This is a genomic window from Paenibacillus sp. DMB5, from assembly GCF_001517085.1.
In the GTDB taxonomy this organism is placed as follows: domain Bacteria; phylum Bacillota; class Bacilli; order Paenibacillales; family Paenibacillaceae; genus Paenibacillus_AQ.
On sequence record NZ_LRAC01000120.1, the window covers coordinates 200,528 to 216,516 of the forward strand.

Below are 15,989 nucleotides of genomic sequence, written 5' to 3' on the forward strand. Positions count from 1 at the left end.
TTCCTTTACGATAACATTACTTGCATAACAAGGAGGACACTGAAATGAAAAACCGTAACAGATGGTTATTAATAGCGGTAGGGTTGGGGGTCCTGCTGAATCCATTGAATTCTTCCATGATTTCAATTGCTTTAGCCAGACTTCAGGAAGTCTACCGGCTGGATTATACAGCTGTATCCTGGGTCGTTTTTGCTTTTTATATCGCCAGCAGTGTCGCCCAGCCGGTTATGGGTAAAGCCAGCGACCTGTTCGGCCGGCGGCGCATTTTTCTTGCCGGACTGGTGGTTGCCTTCGCAGCCTCCATGCTGGCTCCCTTCTCGCCGGGATTTGGCTGGCTGATCGTTTGCCGTATTATCCAGTCCATCGGGACAAGCATGATGGTTGCGGTCGGTATGGCCATTGTACGGATACATATCAAGGAGAACCAGGCTGCTGCCCTGTCTGTACTGTCCGTCTTTTTATCTGGCGCTGCGGCAGTCGGACCTTTTATCGGAGGAGTTATTATTGGGCGGTGGGATTGGGAGGCGGTTTTTTGGGTCAATATTCCATTCACGGCTGCCGGCTTTGCGCTGGCCTGGAGGAGCATTCCTTCGGATCGCCCGGAAGAATCTGAGGCGAATGGCAGAACGCTCTCAAAATGGCTGGAAATCCTGGACATCAAAGGGATTGTACTGTTTGCAGCCGGTCTGACATCCCTGCTCCTTGGCGTGCTGTCCCTTGAGTCCTCCGGAGCCGCAGCGTCGTGGCAGATCCTTACGGCTTTAGGCGGACTTACTCTGCTTGCCGGATTTGTAATGCACGAGCTGAGAACAGCTTCGCCCTTTATTCCCCTGCGCACCTTTGCCCGCCACCCGGCAATGACCCGGGTCAATGTAGAATACATGCTGGTTAACGTGCTGTATTATGCGCTCTTCTTCGGTCTGCCCTCTTATCTGCAGTCAGTACGGCAAGTCAGTGTCTTTCAGACAGGCATTCTTATGCTGAGTCTCGGCCTGTGCTCACTCGCAGCAGCCCCGTTTGCAGGACGCTGGGTAGACCGCTCGGGACCGGGGCCGGCCCTCATGCTGTCTGCCCTGCTGATGACGTTCGGCTCACTGTGGCTGGTAATGCTGAACGGAAGCTGGCCGGTTGCCAGCATATGTATAGCTTTGGCTGCATTCGGAATAAGCAACGGCCTAAGCGGTGTCGGTCTGCAGGCCGCCCTGTTTCAAAGCTCTCCCAAGGAAATCATCGGTGTTGCTTCAGGTGTGTTCAATACCTCAAGATATTTCGGGACCATCCTGTCCTCTCTGCTGACAGGTCTTATTATGGGCGGACAGCTCAGCTCAGGCGGCTTACGGCGGCTTGCCTTTGTTCTTACTGCAATCGCGCTTCTGCTGATATTCCTGAACCGGCAGCGCCTGCGCGCAAGGTTCCGATAAAGTTCACCGCAGCTTTGCTGAGGAACGGCTGCTTCAGCCAGATTACGGCTGAGCTGGATACAGCATAGGGATCATCGATCCTGGAATAACGGATGCTCCGTCCGGTATGTCTGCCAAGTGAAGTCTCAGGAAGGATCGACGCACCGAACCCGGAAGATACCAGCTCGATAAGCATTCCGATGTCAGAACATTCTCCAATAATAACCGGGGATAATCCGCGGGAGCGGAAATGCTCAAGAATCAGGTTATACAGCCCCAGCCCTTCCGTACTTGGAAGAAGCAGCGGGTATCCGGCGATTGCTTCGTAAGAAACGCTTTCCTCCGTGCGGGTCAGCGTGCCGGGTGCTGCATCACCGGTAACAAAATAGAGCGGCTCATCACCCAGCATCAGGCAGTCAAAATCCTCCAGATCTATCGGCAGGCGGACAATAGCCAGATCGAGCGTCTTCTCACGGACCAGCTGGATCAGCGTGTTCGTTTCATTCTGCTGGATTTTGAACGTTACCTTCGGGTACTTTTCCCGAAACAGGCTGAGCGCGCCGGCAGCCGGGAATCGGACAAGGTATTAACCCCGATTGACAGCTTGCCGCGGATACCAAGTCCGCTCTCACGGGTTTCAGCCTTCGCTTCATCCATCAGGCGGGTTATCGTCAGGGCATGCTCATATAGCGTCCTGCCGGAAGCGGTCAATTCCAGCTGCCGGCCGTTACGGTGAAACAATTGCACGCCAAGCTCCGTCTCCATCAGTTTAAGCTGCTGGCTTAGCGGAGGCTGGGACATGTGCAGCTTCATCGCGGCAGAGGTAACCTGCCGTTCCTCCGCAAGGGCAATAAAATAACGCAGCTGCCTGATATCCATAAGCTCAGCTCCTTTAACATTCAAGTATATGATAATCATATACTTTTGCTACGAACTTAATATTATTCATATAGTTCACTTCATGTTACCATGCTTATGTAAGATTAACGCAGAAAGCTGGTAATGAAATTATGGTATGGAATAAGTACAAAGATCACCTGAGCCTACTGCCCGCAGGCGTGCAGTGGCTTATCTTTTTGTTTACCAACACCGTGCTTGTCCCGCTGTCAGTGGGCCATGCACTGGGAATGACTGCCGCGGACATTACCGCTTCCATGCAGCGTTCCTTCATCCTGACCGGACTATTATGTATCGTTCAAGCCTTATGGGGTCACCGTTATGCCCTAATGGACGGTCCTGCCGGGATTTGGTGGGGACTGGTGCTCGGAATCATCTCCTCCGCTCCTGCGATGGGCGTGAATCCCGTGTCCGTAGCAGCGAGTCTGACCGGCGGTTTTCTGCTGGCCGGCATTATCGGAAGCCTTCTGGCTCTGCTAGGCTTCCTTAAGCTGCTGCAGCGCATATTTACACCGGTTGTAATGGGCATTTACCTTCTGCTGCTTACCTTTCAGCTGGCCAATACGTTCTTCAAAGGCATGATCGGCTATAGCGCCGGCGGCACATGGGATTTAAAGCTTGCCGGCCTGTCTCTCGTAATCATCCTGTTTGTTTCCTTTATTCATTTGAAGGCGAAAGGCAAGCTCAGCCAGTTCTCTCTGCTGCTTGGCATCATAGCAGGCTGGATCGCCTACGTAATCTGCTTCGGCAGCTCCGGAAGCATGGGAGCAGCATCAGCTGATAACACTGCTGTCTGGCAATGGATGCCATGGGGCAGGCCAACCTTTGTGCCGGGCATCGTCATGGTCGGCCTGCTTGCCGGGCTGGTTAATATGACCAACACCTTAACCAGCCTGCTAGCTGCAGATAAGCTGTATCAGCAGCAGGCTACAGAGAAACAGTATATCCGCTCGCTGCTGTTCACCAATCTGTTCTCGGTTGCCGGCGCATGCTTCGGGCTGATTCCGTTTGGCACGTTCGCCTCCTCAATAGGATTTCTTGAGAACACGAAGGTGCTGCGACGGTCTGCCCTGATGACCGGTGCCGCACTTCTAATGCTGGTCGGCCTCATTCCGGCCTTGAGCAGCTGGCTGGCGCTGCTCCCGATGTCTGTCGGCAGCGCAGTGCTGTTTGTCGCCTACCTGCAAATGTTCGGCACGGCGCTGAATACCCTGGGCCGCACATCACTTAATTCCAAAACGATTTACCGTGTAGCACTCCCGGTATTGACCGGAATCGGAATTATGAATATTCCCGCCTCCGCCTTTGCCGACTTTCCGCCGCTGCTGACTCCGCTCGCTTCCAACGGGCTGGTCGTTGGTGTCATACTGGCCTTGGTGATGGAGAACCTTGTCCCATGGAGTCAATTCGAGCCCAAGGCTTCCAGCCTGCCGGCATCCAAATAAGCTTAACTAAACCGGTAAGTCCAAAACTGTTCCGTGCCGTAACGGCTGATGATTTCTTCCTCGGTAAGAACCCGGCTGCCCACAAGCTCCGCTGCCTGGAACTGTGAACGGTGCGACTGAATGGATGCCATTTTGGAAGACAGGAATGCGGTAACATCTATGGTAACGTCCGCTTTTCCGATCATCTGCTCATGATTGCTGGAGAAGGCACTGCACAGGACAACCGGCCGTTCTTCCGCAGGAAGCCGCCCGATGGTTCTTACGACAGCAGCTCCGGTCGCATCATGATCGGGGTGCACGCTGTAGCCGGGATAGAATGTAATCACGATCGAAGGTTTCAGCTCCTGCAGCATTTCCAGAATGGTTCCATCCAGCAGCTCCTGATCCTCGAACTCTATCATCTTGTCATGGAAGCCAAGCATTCTGAGGTCCTGGATGCCGATTGCCCGGCAGGAGTCTTCCAGCTCCCGCTTACGGATACCCGGAAGAGTAACCCGGTTAGCGAAGGGCGGGATGCCCATATTCCGGCCCATTTCGCCAAGAGTAAGGCAGGCAAAGGTCACCTGGGCGCCTCCTGCTATGTATTTGGCCAAAGTGCCCGCTGCAACAAAGGACTCGTCATCCGGATGTGGGAACACGGCCAGAATGCGCAAAGCATCAGTTTGATTATTGCTCATGTTCGTAACTTCCTCCATATTCATCAGAACGCCTCCAGACTCAGCTGCAGGGCGACAACCAGCTTGCCCATGCTGTCATGTCCCGCCAGAATGAGACGCTCAGTATCCTGCTCATCTATATGGGTAAGCCCTTCGGCGTAAATCCAGCCCTGAGCGGTCTTAAGCCCGACCCGGTACGGGCCGGTACCGGAGATGGAGCCCTGGGTGTAACGGATAACCGCATTGCTGATAAAAGCGGAGGCCGGATGACGGCAGCTGTCCAGATGATTGGCATATGCGCCTGAAGTAAGCTCAAGATGAAGATATAAATCCCGGCCGGATAATTCATTTATCCGTGACTGTATATGTTGTGGTTGTATCGGCTGCATAGTATACTCCTTCATTAGTTATAATGCCTGGGTCACTGCACTGCATTTATTATCCTTCTACAATATCCGCCTGAAGATCAGTGGCAATCTCAATCATTAAAGGAACGACTGCCTCTGCGGATACCGCCACATAGAGATCTCCGGAATACAGCCGGAAAGGAATTTCCGTTTCACCGTAAGTCCACATGAAGAAATCCCCTTCAATGGTCATAATGCTCTCTGGCCCTTTAACGGTAAAAGTCTGCGAATAAGCAAAATCAGCACGCTGTGCGAAGTACTGCTTGCATTCCTCCAGAGTGATCGCCTGTGCCGCGTTGTCCTCCTGCATGGAACGGGTAATACGAAAACGCTGATTCATGTTATGCCTCCAAAAGAACAAATTTCTGCAGCGGAAGAAGGCCTTTTTATGCCTTCCATCCCGCTGTCCCGAAATCCCATTTTCTCATTCTCTGTGCCCCCTGTCAAAACTATGCATGTTCATTCATGCAGATAATGACAAATTAACCCCACAAAATTCCTACCTGAATATCAAAAAAGTGCATAGCCGCCGCTACACACTCTTTCAAATCTTCTTCTGTTTACTCCTGATTCAAAAAAGTCCGGGTCCGCTCCAGCTGCGGATTGCCGAAGATTTGCTCCGGTGTTCCGGATTCGGCGATCTCCCCGTTGTCCATAAAGAATACCCGGTCTGCCACATCACGGGCAAAGTTCATTTCATGGGTCACGATGATCATCGTCATGTTCTCCTCGGCCAGCTGGCGGATGACCCGTAGCACCTCGCCGGTCAGCTCAGGATCGAGTGCCGATGTCGGCTCGTCAAACAGCAGAATGTCCGGATTCAGCATCAGTGCTCTGGCGATAGCCACCCGCTGCTTCTGCCCGCCGGACAGCATGGACGGATATACATCCGCCTTGTCAGCCAGACCAACCTTGGTCAGCAGCTCCATGCTTCTCGCAGCAATTACCTGGCTGCTCTCCCGCTTCAGCGTTCTGGGGGCCAGCTCCAGATTCCCCCGTACCGTCAGGTGCGGGAACAGGTTGAAGTGCTGGAATACCATGCCCATTGTGGCGGTAATGTCCCTGATCGCTGCGCTGCCGGCGTATTTCCCGTTCTCGGCCAGCGTTTTACCGTGGATGAAGATGCTCCCGCCGGTGATCTCCTCCAGATGCACAAGACTGCGCAGCATAGTGCTTTTTCCGGAGCCGGAAGGTCCGATTACTGCCACAACCTCGCCGGGATTCACTTCAAAGGTAATTTGCTTCAGCACATCCAGGCTGCCAAAGGATTTCTGTAGTTTTTTTACTTCTATAATACTGCTCATAATCGGACAGCCCTTCTACTCAAATTTGAAACGTTTTTCCAGCAGTTTGAAGAACAGCGTCAGCACAAGTGTCATCAGCAGATAGATGATGCCTGCCACAACAAACGGTGTCACCGTAAAGTCACGGTTCACTGCGGTCTTGGCGTAATTCAGCAGTTCCGGTACGGCTACGGCATAGAGCAGTGCAGTGTCTTTGACCAGGGTGATCGACTCATTCGCTACCGCCGGCAGCGCCACCCGGAACATCTGGGCGAGAATAACCTTGCGCAGTGTCTGCCATTTGCTGAGTCCCAGCACCTTGGCAGCCTCATGCTGTCCTTTGTCAATGGACAGCAGGCCTCCGCGGAATATTTCCGCGAAGTAGGCTCCATAGTTCAGGATAAAGCCTAGACAAGCGGCAGCAAAACGGTCCATGACCAGATACTCTCCGATGACCGGAATCTGCGGCAGCCCAAAGCAGAAGAACAGCAGCTGCAGCAGCAGCGGAGTGCCGCGCATCACGTAGATATAGGTGTGGGCCAGCCAGGCTAACGGCTTAATCCGGCTTTTGGCCATCAGGGTGACCAGCATCCCGAGCGGGATGGACAGGACGATAACGATCAGGAACAGCAGCACCGTTGTGCGTGCCCCCTCCAGCATCGGCCCGGCAATCTGGATAATATAATCAATACTCATTTCTGTAACCGACTCCTAAAGGAAGCTATCTAGTTCAATACTTTATTTTCGCCAAACCATTTGGTAGAAATTTCGGCTGCTGTTCCGTCACTGCTGAGCTCATCCAGCGCTTTCTGCAGCTCATCGAGCAAAGCCTGATTGTCCTTCTTGATGCCAACACCATATTGCTCAGGGGCAAGGGATTCATCCAGCAGCTTGTATGTGTTCTGCTCAATGGACATATAGTATCTGGCTACTACTTCATCAATAACTACGCCGTCAAGACGGCCCGATTTCAGGTCAGTCAGGGCCAGCACGTTATCCGGGAACTCGGATACACCGGCAACCTCAGCCTTGATTGGGCTTGCATCCAGTGCGTCAGCGGCGGACGACAGGCTCTGAAGTCCCAGCTCTTTGCCGGCAAGATCCGCAAGTTTGGCCAGCGGGGAATCGGCAAGCACGACTACCACCTGGCTGTTTTCCAGATAGGGTCTGGTGAACAGCACCTTTTCCTTACGCTCATCAGTAATCGTGTATCCGTTCCAGATCATATCGATGCGTCCGCTGTTCAGCTCGGACTCTTTAGCTGACCAGTCGATTGGCTGGAAAGTAACCTCTTTGCCCATTTTTTCGCAGCTGCCTTGGCATAGTCAATATCGAAGCCGACGATTTCATTGTTCTCGTCCCGGAAGCCCATTGGCGCGAACTTGTCATCAATCCCGATAACCAGCTTGTTATCATCATTTCCTGATCCGGAGCAGCCTGCAATCACTGCAATAATCATTACCGTTAAAAGAACCCATACTCCCTTGCGTCTCATCTCTCTAATCCCCCTAGTAAAATTAAAATGTCCACACGCGCTTTAGTTCGTTAACACGTTATCAGGCTATCATAATAACATAGGATGTGAATTGCGTCGATAAAGGAGTGATCGGTTTCGTTGTCAATGGATAAATTGCAAACAATTAATTACAGCAAAATACAGCTGTGTGCCGGGTCACTATAGCGCTGTCATTTCAGCAGGTATAATGGAATAAGGCTGATATTACATACCCATGTCACGATACCTTGTTGTAGGAGGAGAAAATGCTATGAGGAAGTATATACCCAACCAGCACGGCGCCTGGGCCATGCTGATCCTTCCCTTTCTGTTCGGAATTGCTTCATCGGCGGGAAAAGCCATACATATCCCGCTGTTTATCTGCTGGCTGCTGATCTATCTGTTCAGCTTCCCGCTGCTGCAGGGAGTCAAGACCGGAAAATTCCAGCGATATGCCAAGCCTCTCAAGCTGTACGGGCTTCTGCTGGTGCCGTTTGTTATCTATCTGATTATCGCCGAGCCTGATCTGATCTGGTTTGTGCTTCCGCTGCTGCCGCTCTTTGCTGTCAATCTCTATTTTGCCAAAACAAAAAATGAACGCGCGTTGGTGAACGATATTTCAGCGATCATTGCTTTTTCCCTGATTATATATCCGGTCTTCTACGTCGGACAGGGAGAGAGCTGGCGGACAGCCACAGAGCTGTTCCTCTTGTCGGCCCTTTACTTTACCGGCACTGCCCTGTATGTCAAAACAATCATCCGCGAGCGGAACAATGCCCGGTATTATTACATATCCGTCGCTTATCATCTGCTGTTTGCGGCAGCAGGCCTGCTTCTGTTCCCTCCTCTGTTTGTGCCTCTGCTGATCCTGCTGATCCGGGCAGCCATCCTGCCCAAGACGGGAATTTCAGCCAAACGAACCGGCATCACGGAAATCGGTTTTTCGGTCATGTTATACGCTGCAGTGCTAATTTTTTACTTTTAGAGAGTACAAGAGAACAAGAAAGAGGATGCTTCCCTATCGGCCATTCGATAGAAAAGCATCCTTTTTTAATGTAAGTATTCAATGTCTATTCCACAATCATATCCTGATTGCTCGAACCCGGCGGAACGATCGGATATACATTTGTCTCCTCGGTAATATCGAATTCCATAATTACGAGGCCGTCTGTATGCAGCGCCAGATCAATCATCTGCTCCGCTTCATCCATTGTACGTGCCCGGAAGCCGTGAGCGCCGAAGGATTTGGCCAGGGCAACAAAGTCCGGTGAGCTGATCTTAACTGATGAATAGCGCTTGCCGAGGAACAGCTGCTGCCATTGTCTTACCATCCCCAGATAGCCGTTTTTGAAAATGGCCACCTTGACATTCAGGCCCAGATCAACTGCTGTCATCATTTCCTGCATGTTCATCTGAATGCTTCCGTCTCCTGTAATACAGACGACAGGGCGGTCAGGATACGCAACCGCTGCGCCGATTGCAGCCGGCAGGCCGAACCCCATCGTGCCCAGCCCGCCCGAGGTCAGGAAGGAACGCGGCCGGGTGAACTGATAATGCGTCGCTGTCCAGATCTGATGCTGGCCAACATCTGTAGCAATAATGGCGTCTCCTGCAGAGGCATTTTGAAGGCAAGCTATCACATCCTGCGGGGCCAGCTTCTGCTCAGCTTTGCGTCTCACCTTCGCAGAACGGCTGCGCCAGTCCTGGATTTGACGCTCCCAGTCCATCCGCTCTGCTGTATGTACATAACCTGTTAACCGTTCAAGCATTTCGCCGCATGAACCGGTAATGGCAAGGTCAATATGTATGTTTTTGTTCAGCTCGGATGTATCAATATCGACCTGGATTTTGAAGGAGTATGGCGAGAAGGCTTTGCGGTTGCCGGTTACACGGTCACTGAACCGAACACCAAGGCACAGCACCACATCTGCGCTCTGCAGCGCACGGTTGGCAGCTACACTGCCGTGCATCCCGACCATGCCCAAATGCAGGGGATGTCCGGAAGGGAAAGCCCCCAGACCCATCAAGGTGCTGGCCACAGGCAGGTGGTAACGCTCGGCAAATACACGTACCAGCTCCGGTGTATTATCGGGAATACATCCGCCGCCAATCAGTATAAGCGGGCGCTTCGCCCTGCTGAGCTGCTCCGCGGCCAGCTGAATATCAGCCTGGGCAATGGAATGGTCGGGCTGATATCCGCGGATATAGGGGAGGTTCATCGCTTCAGCGGTATACAGGCTATCCGGAACTTCCGCACTCATCACGTTCTTGGGAAGGTCTATCAGTACCGGACCGGGCCGTCCTGTTGCCGCCACATAGAAGGCTTCATGTATAATCCTCGGCAGGTCAGCGATTTCCCTTACAATATAATTATGTTTGGTGATCGGCATCGTCATCCCATAAATATCCACTTCCTGAAAGCTGTCGAGACCGATGAGCTCCGTCGAAACCTGGCCGGTAAAGACAACAAGCGGAACAGAGTCCATAAAAGCCGTTGCGATCCCAGTCACAGCATTTGTAGCACCCGGTCCGCTGGTGACCAGCGCTACACCTGTCAGTCCGGTTGCCCGGGCGTAACCATCTGCGGCATGCACAGCCGCTTGCTCGTGCCGGACCAGTATATGCTGTATCCTGTCACAATCATATAACCCATCATACAAGGGCAATACGGCTCCGCCCGGGTATCCGAATATCGTCTCCACATCTTTTTCGATCAGCATTTGAATCAGCAGCTGGGCTCCGTTCATAGGTACAATTCGTCTCCTGTCTCATTAATATGTTTTACGGATATCAGATTATGGGTAACATGTTGTGATAGATTATTGTGAAAGATTATACTGAGAGGATGATCTCCATTGGCAAAAGATAGCGAACAACAGGTCCATCTCACGCGTGAAGAACGCGAGCAAATCGGCCGCAGAACGAATGCCGGCTTCGCCAGAGTCGAGCGGGCAGCAGTGGATGAAGGCACGGAAGCCATCCCGACCGGATCCATCGGCCAGCCGCTCACCGAAGAAGAAATCCGCCGCCGGGTTGGTTCGGGTAATTTCGAATCAGCGAAAAATGATCTCCAGTCCGGTTCCATTAACAGCTGATCTCGTAGCCTATCGCCTAGCCTCCGATATAGGACATGCCAATCTTCGTTCTGCTGCGGGCAGTCTGCTCTGTCCGCTCATCGGAGTAACGGTCGCTCCGCTGCTCCCATACCGCCCGGATTGCCTTCAGCAGGCTGGCATCATCTGCGCCGCCCCGGAGCAAAGCTCTGAGATCCAGTCCGCTGGAAGCAAACAGACAGGTGTAGAATTTCCCGTCGGAGGACAGCCTTGCCCGCGTACAAGAGGAACAAAACGATTCTGAGACAGAGGTAATAAAGCCCACCTCTGCCCCGTTGTCCTTATATCTGTAACGTTCGGCAACTTCTCCGAAGTAACTATGGCCAAGTGCCTCCATTTCAAAGCTGCTTTGGAGGCGCTCCAGAATTTCTTTTTTGGTGACAACCTTTTTAAAGCTCCAGCCGTTGTCATTACCCACATCCATGAACTCAATGAACCGCAGGGTGATCCGCTTTTCCTTAAAATACCGGGCCATCGGCTCAATCTCCGATTCATTGACTCCCCGCTGCACCACCATATTCACCTTAACCTCAAAGCCTGTGTTTACGGCATGGTCAATGTTCTGCAGAATAATCCCTGATTTTAAGCCGCGCCCGTTCATTTTTCCGAATAATTCCGGGTCCAGTGCATCCAGGCTGACATTGAGTCTGCGCAGTCCGGCAGCATATAACGGCTCCGCCTGCTGTCCCAGCAGCACTCCGTTTGTGGTCAACCCCATATCCTCTACCCCGTCCATTGCACCTATACCCTCAACAAGTACTGGAAGCTCACGCCTCAGAAGCGGTTCTCCGCCGGTAAGACGGATTTTGGTTACGCCTAAGGAGACGAACAGCCGGGTAAGCCGGCGAATTTCATCAAAGGTCAGCAGCTCACTGCCGGGAAGAAACGCATAATCATCCCCGAACAGCTCTTTGGGCATGCAGTAGGAGCACCTGAAATTGCACCGGTCGGTTACGGATATCCGCAAATCGCGCATTGGACGATGCAATTGATCTTGTATGGGTAATGCTGTCATCGGTCTGGTCCTCCCCTTTCTGCAGGCTTACAGCAGCCATTCATCCGTTCCTTCCTCAACGCCCAGAAGCAGCACATCTACAGCAGTACCTGCCGAATATCCCCTGGTCCCTCCCGGCAGCACAATCAGGGAATTCCCCCGTGCGATCGAGGATACGGCGTTGGATTTGTTAAATCCGGCCGGCCGCACCGAGAATCCGTCGTACACCGCCCGGATAAACCGGGTGAACGGATTGGCTTTGGAGAAATCCTCAGCAAGAACTGCCTTGGTGTAAGGCAGATATACCTTATCCGCTCCGGTCATTTGCAGGATTGCCGGCCGGACAAACAGCTCGAAGCCGGTAAAGCAGGCTGATGGATTGCCGGAGAGGCCGAACAGGTATTTGTTACCCGAGACGGCAACCGTAGTTACGCTGCCCGGACGCATCGCGACCTTGTTGAACAGCACCTCAGCGCCCATCCGGGTATAGATTTCAGGGAGGTAATCATAATCTCCGACGGATACCCCGCCTGTTGTAATGAGGCAATCCGTTTCCGAGAGCGCGTGCTCTACAGTCCGTAGGCTTTCCTCCAGCTGATCTGCGGCTGTTTCGTACATTCTGAACGGAATGCCCATCCGGGCTAACTGGGCAGCGATCATTGGACCGTTACTGTTGCGGATCTTGCCGGGTTCGAGCGGAGAAGCAACGTCAAGCAGCTCTGTTCCGGTGGACAGGATGCCGACAACCGGCCGCCTTGCCACCTTGACCTGCGCATAACCAAATGTGGCCAGCAGTGCTATCGTACCGGGCTGGATAAAGCTCCCCGCCGGGATAATCTGCTCCCCGGCCTGCATATCCTCACCCTGCAGGGACAGATTCTCTCCGGCTGCAAAGGCTTTGCGGATCGTGAATTCCAGCGGACCGGCCTCAGCCGTCTGCTCGAACATCACCACCGCATCCGCACCTGCCGGAAGCGCTGCTCCCGTCATCAGCCGGACTGCTTCATAAGCGCCTACTGTCACACCTGAGACCTGGCCTGCACCGATATGATCCACGACAGTGAATGTTACACGGTTGCCGCCGGATGCTTCAGCAGAATCAGCCGATCGGATCGCGTAGCCGTCATAGGGTGAACGCGTGAAATGCGGCACATCATGAGTCGCAGTCAGCGGCTCCGCCAGAATGCGGCCATAGCTTTCGGCAAGCGGTACACTTTCCGTGCCTGTGCGGACGGCTTTTGCAATAACTCTGGCCACTGCTTCTGCCACACTGACCGGATTTCTCGTCTTCTCCACCTTCATCTGCTCCTTACTTCGTTATACTTGAACCCGGCACTTCCGCCGGAGAATTATTTATTCGTAATATCGCTGAATGTGCCTACATAACGCACATCCTCACCGGTCTCATCCTTCACAGCGCTGATGTTGAGCCACTGCAGGTACTCCTGACCATTCTTGCGCTTATTCCAGATTTCGCCCTGCCACATCCCTTTAGCCTTGATTTCACTCCACATGAAACTATAGAAGTCCTTCGATTGTCTACCAGATTTCAGGATGCTCGGCTGCTTGCCGAGGACTTCCTCCTCTGTATAGCCCGTAAGCTTGGAGAAGGCCGGATTCACCGACTTGATCAGTCCGGTTACATCTGTGACCATAATCCCTTGCCCGGTTGAATTGAATACTTCTAAAGTAAGAGCGAGCTTATCATTAAAATACAGCCACACCACCAGCACCAGACTGGCCAGCGCAACCTGGGAGAGCAGCATGAAGCCGATCGAATACTGGCCGGTTGCTGCATGGATGATAGACAGCATTATTGGGGGGAAGAATCCGCCCAGGCCGCCCATCATCGACACGATCCCGTTGGCAATCCCCGCCTGCTTGTTGAAATACAGCGGAACTAATTTGAAAATGACCCCGTTGCCGATCCCCGCACTTACAGCAATGGCAAGGCAGCCGACGGTATAAAGCCCCATGGAAGGCATGAATGCAAGGATGATTGCTGCCACTGTATAGATGCTGAACGTGCCGATCAGCAGAAACAGCGGCTGGAATTTGTCGGCAAGCCATCCGCCTACCGGACGGAAAAACGTTGCTACCGCGATGAAACCGGCGGTACGCATCCCTGCATCCACCTTTTCCAGTCCAAAGTTGGAAACCAGGAAGTTAGGAAGGTAGATCGTAAATGCTACAAAGGAACCAAACGTAATGAAGTAGAACATTGAGAACAGCCAGAGCTTCTCATTTTTTGCTACCCCTTTAATCTGTTCAATGATCGGTGTCTTCAGCTTGGGCTCATGACGATCCCCGAAGAAGAAATTCAGGGCAATGAAGATAAGCAGCAGAATCAGATACAGCTTTACCGCAGGTCCCCAGCCGATCTGAGCTGCGATCATCGGAGCCGAAAAAGTGGTGACCGCTGTTCCGAGATTGCCGATCCCGTAGATCCCGTTCACCAGCCCGTGCTTATCCTTGGTGTAATATTTAGGCAGCGAGGTTACCCCTACCGAGAATACCGCGCCCCCTATTCCAAGGAACGTTCCTCCGATAATCAGGTGCGCCATCGTGGTTGCTTCACTGATGAAGTAGACGGGGAACAGGAGCAGAATGAAGCTGCACATAAATATGATGCGTGCCCCTAAAATGTTGGCATAATAGCCAAGCGGTATCCGCAGGATCGAGCCGAGTACAACCGGTATGGCAGTGACCATGGCCAGTTTGCCTGACGGGATACTGATGTCCTCGGAAATAAAAGGCATCAGTGAAGAGATAATCACCCATACCATAAATCCGGTAACCAGGTTTAGTGTTTGAAGCGGTAACTGCATTTTTTTGATCATTTAATTCTCACCTTTTTCGCCAATTATTCTCCTGATTGTCTATGTGAATATTTCCTGTTCTCATTGTATCTGCCGATCCCCCGGCTCAGATATAGGGGAGTACCCTGTCCCTGACAGGGTAAACCCTGAAATTAAAGTAAGGCTGCATTTCTGTTGCCTCCTGGCAATAAAACAGCCCCGCAAGTTAAGGGATTCCACTATTTAGTACTTTCAGAGCAAAAGCAAAACAGCTGCTCTTATTGGAGCAGCTGCCTGGTTCAGGAGATCAGTGTATTCAGTTTACCGGACAGCCGCTCCCGGTCACGGGGGCTCAGCAGGGTCTCTGCCATCGGGAACACTACCGTTTCCTCTTTGACAAAATGCACGGTCAATACCTCAAATGCCTCCCCCGCATCCCTTGCAGCAGCACGGATATCCTCTACTGAGTTCAGCTGAGTACCCTCGGCAGTGTGATGTAGGAAATGCCCGATATACCCGTCAATCTCGCGGTGCTCCTCCTGAATGCCAACGAGCGGACCCTGCTCAAAGCCGATATACTGTCCCAGCAGCGGGAAGAAATGCTCCTCTTCCTTGGCGGTATGCTTATTGAGCGGAATAATAAAATCCATGATTGCCCTGCGCAGCTCTTGAAGCCTGGCCCTGCCTTCATCCAGATTAATGTTGTCCTGTTCAAACCAGAGCACGGCAGTATGCCATTGCCCCATCAGATAGGATAAATAGCGGTGCTCATTCTCAAGAATACGCATGGCAGGTGTTGAAAACTGCAGGCCTGTATCATTAGACACGGGCTCCCCCTCCATTCGCCGTTCAGAAATCCAGCATTTTTTTACGCAACGCATATTCAACCAGCTCGGGCCGGCTCTTCAGGTTCAGCTTCTCCATGATCTTGGCCTTATGCGCTTCGACTGTCTTTACGGAAATAAACAGCTTCTCGGCAATTTCCTTGTTTCCGTAGCCTTTAGCAATCAGCGGCAGAATCTCCAGCTCCCGCTTGGATAACAGCTCAAACAGATCCTCTGTTGTGACAGTCTTATCCTTCTTAATGAATTCACGGACAAGTGAGGTCGCCATCTTGGGATGAATATACGTCCCGCCTTCATAGATCGTCCGGATCGCCAGCAGCAGCTCCTCATCCGGAGCGCTTTTGAGCACATAGCCGGATGCCCCGTTCTTCAGAACATGAAACAGATATTCCTCGTCATCATGCATGGTCAGGATCAGAATTCTCGTATCGGGATAATCCTCCTTGATCTTCCCGGTCGCGATTAGCCCGCTCTCCCCCGGAGGCATGCTCAGATCCATAATCAGAATATCCGGCCGTGTTTGGCAACCAGAGAATACGCCTCTCTGCCGTCTGCCGCCGTTCCGATTACTTCAATATCATCCTGAAAATTAAGGATCATCGCAAACCCGCTGCGTACAATGGCATGATCGTCTGCAATAACAATCTTCATTCAGC

16 protein-coding genes and 2 pseudogenes are annotated in these 15,989 nt (G+C 52.4%); 4 read left to right on the top strand and 14 right to left on the bottom strand.

What is annotated here, in order from left to right:
• The first annotated feature begins 44 nt into the window (after positions 1–44).
• Entirely contained in the window at positions 45–1,421 is a 1,377-nt protein-coding gene (locus AWJ19_RS13200) for an MFS transporter (protein ID WP_068724340.1), read from the top strand.
• On the opposite strand, the gene AWJ19_RS37605 is transcribed toward AWJ19_RS13200, so the two are convergent.
• Both AWJ19_RS37605 and AWJ19_RS37610 read right to left on the bottom strand, forming a co-directional pair.
• Positions 1,357–1,950: a LysR family transcriptional regulator substrate-binding protein gene (locus AWJ19_RS37605; RefSeq protein ID WP_347231117.1), complete on the bottom strand. Its 594-nt coding sequence runs from the start codon at positions 1,948–1,950 to the stop codon at positions 1,357–1,359. The genes AWJ19_RS13200 and AWJ19_RS37605 overlap by 65 nt on opposite strands.
• Positions 1,923–2,279, bottom strand: a complete 357-nt coding sequence (locus tag AWJ19_RS37610) for a LysR family transcriptional regulator (protein ID WP_347231113.1) — start codon at positions 2,277–2,279, stop codon at positions 1,923–1,925. Before AWJ19_RS37610 ends, AWJ19_RS37605 begins: the two co-directional genes overlap by 28 nt.
• A 131-nt stretch (positions 2,280–2,410) precedes the next feature.
• Here AWJ19_RS37610 and AWJ19_RS13210 point away from each other — a divergent pair, with 131 nt between their 5' ends.
• The gene (locus tag AWJ19_RS13210) at positions 2,411–3,742 is read left to right on the top strand and encodes a uracil/xanthine transporter (RefSeq protein WP_068724342.1); all 1,332 of its coding nucleotides are present in this window, start codon (positions 2,411–2,413) and stop codon (positions 3,740–3,742) included.
• Positions 3,743–3,744: 2 nt separating this feature from the next.
• Here AWJ19_RS13210 and bshB2 read toward each other — a convergent pair whose 3' ends face one another.
• From bshB2 to AWJ19_RS13240, 6 genes and pseudogenes are all read right to left on the bottom strand, one after another.
• Positions 3,745–4,443, bottom strand: a complete 699-nt coding sequence (bshB2, locus tag AWJ19_RS13215; RefSeq protein WP_241781729.1) for a bacillithiol biosynthesis deacetylase BshB2 — start codon at positions 4,441–4,443, stop codon at positions 3,745–3,747.
• Positions 4,443–4,787, bottom strand: coding sequence for a YojF family protein (locus AWJ19_RS13220; protein ID WP_068724343.1), 345 nt, complete (start codon positions 4,785–4,787; stop codon positions 4,443–4,445). Before AWJ19_RS13220 ends, bshB2 begins: the two co-directional genes overlap by 1 nt.
• A 49-nt stretch (positions 4,788–4,836) precedes the next feature.
• The gene (locus AWJ19_RS13225; protein ID WP_068724345.1) at positions 4,837–5,145 is read right to left on the bottom strand and encodes a hypothetical protein; all 309 of its coding nucleotides are present in this window, start codon (positions 5,143–5,145) and stop codon (positions 4,837–4,839) included.
• Positions 5,146–5,365: 220 nt separating this feature from the next.
• Complete coding sequence (locus tag AWJ19_RS13230) at positions 5,366–6,112, bottom strand: amino acid ABC transporter ATP-binding protein (protein WP_082707871.1); 747 nt, start codon at positions 6,110–6,112, stop codon at positions 5,366–5,368.
• A gap of 12 nt (positions 6,113–6,124) precedes the next feature.
• Positions 6,125–6,784 (bottom strand): amino acid ABC transporter permease, encoded by a 660-nt coding sequence (locus AWJ19_RS13235; RefSeq protein WP_068724348.1) that lies wholly within the window; start codon positions 6,782–6,784, stop codon positions 6,125–6,127.
• A gap of 29 nt (positions 6,785–6,813) precedes the next feature.
• Positions 6,814–7,583, bottom strand: a pseudogene (locus tag AWJ19_RS13240) (amino acid ABC transporter substrate-binding protein).
• Between the two features lie 271 nt (positions 7,584–7,854).
• On the opposite strand from AWJ19_RS13240, the gene AWJ19_RS13245 reads away from it, so the two are divergent.
• A complete protein-coding gene (locus AWJ19_RS13245) occupies positions 7,855–8,568 on the top strand; it encodes a YwiC-like family protein (protein ID WP_068724350.1) in 714 nt (237 codons plus the stop codon).
• A gap of 85 nt (positions 8,569–8,653) precedes the next feature.
• Here AWJ19_RS13245 and ilvB read toward each other — a convergent pair whose 3' ends face one another.
• Positions 8,654–10,330, bottom strand: coding sequence for a biosynthetic-type acetolactate synthase large subunit (ilvB, locus tag AWJ19_RS13250; protein ID WP_068724352.1), 1,677 nt, complete (start codon positions 10,328–10,330; stop codon positions 8,654–8,656).
• A gap of 108 nt (positions 10,331–10,438) precedes the next feature.
• Between ilvB and AWJ19_RS13255 the strand changes: the two genes are divergently transcribed.
• Entirely contained in the window at positions 10,439–10,678 is a 240-nt protein-coding gene (locus AWJ19_RS13255; protein WP_068724354.1) for a hypothetical protein, read from the top strand.
• Between the two features lie 16 nt (positions 10,679–10,694).
• Here the strand turns inward: AWJ19_RS13255 and moaA are convergent, their stop codons facing one another.
• The 5 genes and pseudogenes from moaA to AWJ19_RS13280 all read right to left on the bottom strand — a co-directional run bounded on the left by moaA (position 10,695) and on the right by AWJ19_RS13280 (position 15,984).
• Complete coding sequence (moaA, locus tag AWJ19_RS13260; protein ID WP_068724356.1) at positions 10,695–11,711, bottom strand: GTP 3',8-cyclase MoaA; 1,017 nt, start codon at positions 11,709–11,711, stop codon at positions 10,695–10,697.
• Between the two features lie 27 nt (positions 11,712–11,738).
• Positions 11,739–12,992 (bottom strand): gephyrin-like molybdotransferase Glp, encoded by a 1,254-nt coding sequence (gene glp, locus AWJ19_RS13265; protein WP_068724357.1) that lies wholly within the window; start codon positions 12,990–12,992, stop codon positions 11,739–11,741.
• Positions 12,993–13,039: 47 nt separating this feature from the next.
• Positions 13,040–14,530, bottom strand: coding sequence for a nitrate/nitrite transporter (locus AWJ19_RS13270; protein WP_068724359.1), 1,491 nt, complete (start codon positions 14,528–14,530; stop codon positions 13,040–13,042).
• Positions 14,531–14,787: 257 nt separating this feature from the next.
• A complete protein-coding gene (locus AWJ19_RS13275) occupies positions 14,788–15,315 on the bottom strand; it encodes a hemerythrin domain-containing protein (RefSeq protein ID WP_241781730.1) in 528 nt (175 codons plus the stop codon).
• A 22-nt stretch (positions 15,316–15,337) separates the two neighbouring features.
• Positions 15,338–15,984: pseudogene (locus AWJ19_RS13280) on the bottom strand (response regulator transcription factor).
• Between the last annotated feature and the right edge of the window lie 5 nt (positions 15,985–15,989).

Coding starts and splice junctions, on each gene's coding strand:
- bshB2 (WP_241781729.1), bottom strand. CDS start 4,443: ATGAATATGGAGGAAGTTACGAACATGAGCAATAATCAAACTGATGCT.
- AWJ19_RS13200 (WP_068724340.1), top strand. CDS start 45: ATGAAAAACCGTAACAGATGGTTATTAATAGCGGTAGGGTTGGGGGTC.
- ilvB (WP_068724352.1), bottom strand. CDS start 10,330: ATGAACGGAGCCCAGCTGCTGATTCAAATGCTGATCGAAAAAGATGTG.
- moaA (WP_068724356.1), bottom strand. CDS start 11,711: ATGACAGCATTACCCATACAAGATCAATTGCATCGTCCAATGCGCGAT.
- AWJ19_RS13225 (WP_068724345.1), bottom strand. CDS start 5,145: ATGAATCAGCGTTTTCGTATTACCCGTTCCATGCAGGAGGACAACGCG.
- glp (WP_068724357.1), bottom strand. CDS start 12,992: ATGAAGGTGGAGAAGACGAGAAATCCGGTCAGTGTGGCAGAAGCAGTG.
- AWJ19_RS13245 (WP_068724350.1), top strand. CDS start 7,855: ATGAGGAAGTATATACCCAACCAGCACGGCGCCTGGGCCATGCTGATC.
- AWJ19_RS13220 (WP_068724343.1), bottom strand. CDS start 4,787: ATGCAGCCGATACAACCACAACATATACAGTCACGGATAAATGAATTA.
- AWJ19_RS13235 (WP_068724348.1), bottom strand. CDS start 6,784: ATGAGTATTGATTATATTATCCAGATTGCCGGGCCGATGCTGGAGGGG.
- AWJ19_RS13210 (WP_068724342.1), top strand. CDS start 2,411: ATGGTATGGAATAAGTACAAAGATCACCTGAGCCTACTGCCCGCAGGC.
- AWJ19_RS37610 (WP_347231113.1), bottom strand. CDS start 2,279: ATGGATATCAGGCAGCTGCGTTATTTTATTGCCCTTGCGGAGGAACGG.
- AWJ19_RS13270 (WP_068724359.1), bottom strand. CDS start 14,530: ATGATCAAAAAAATGCAGTTACCGCTTCAAACACTAAACCTGGTTACC.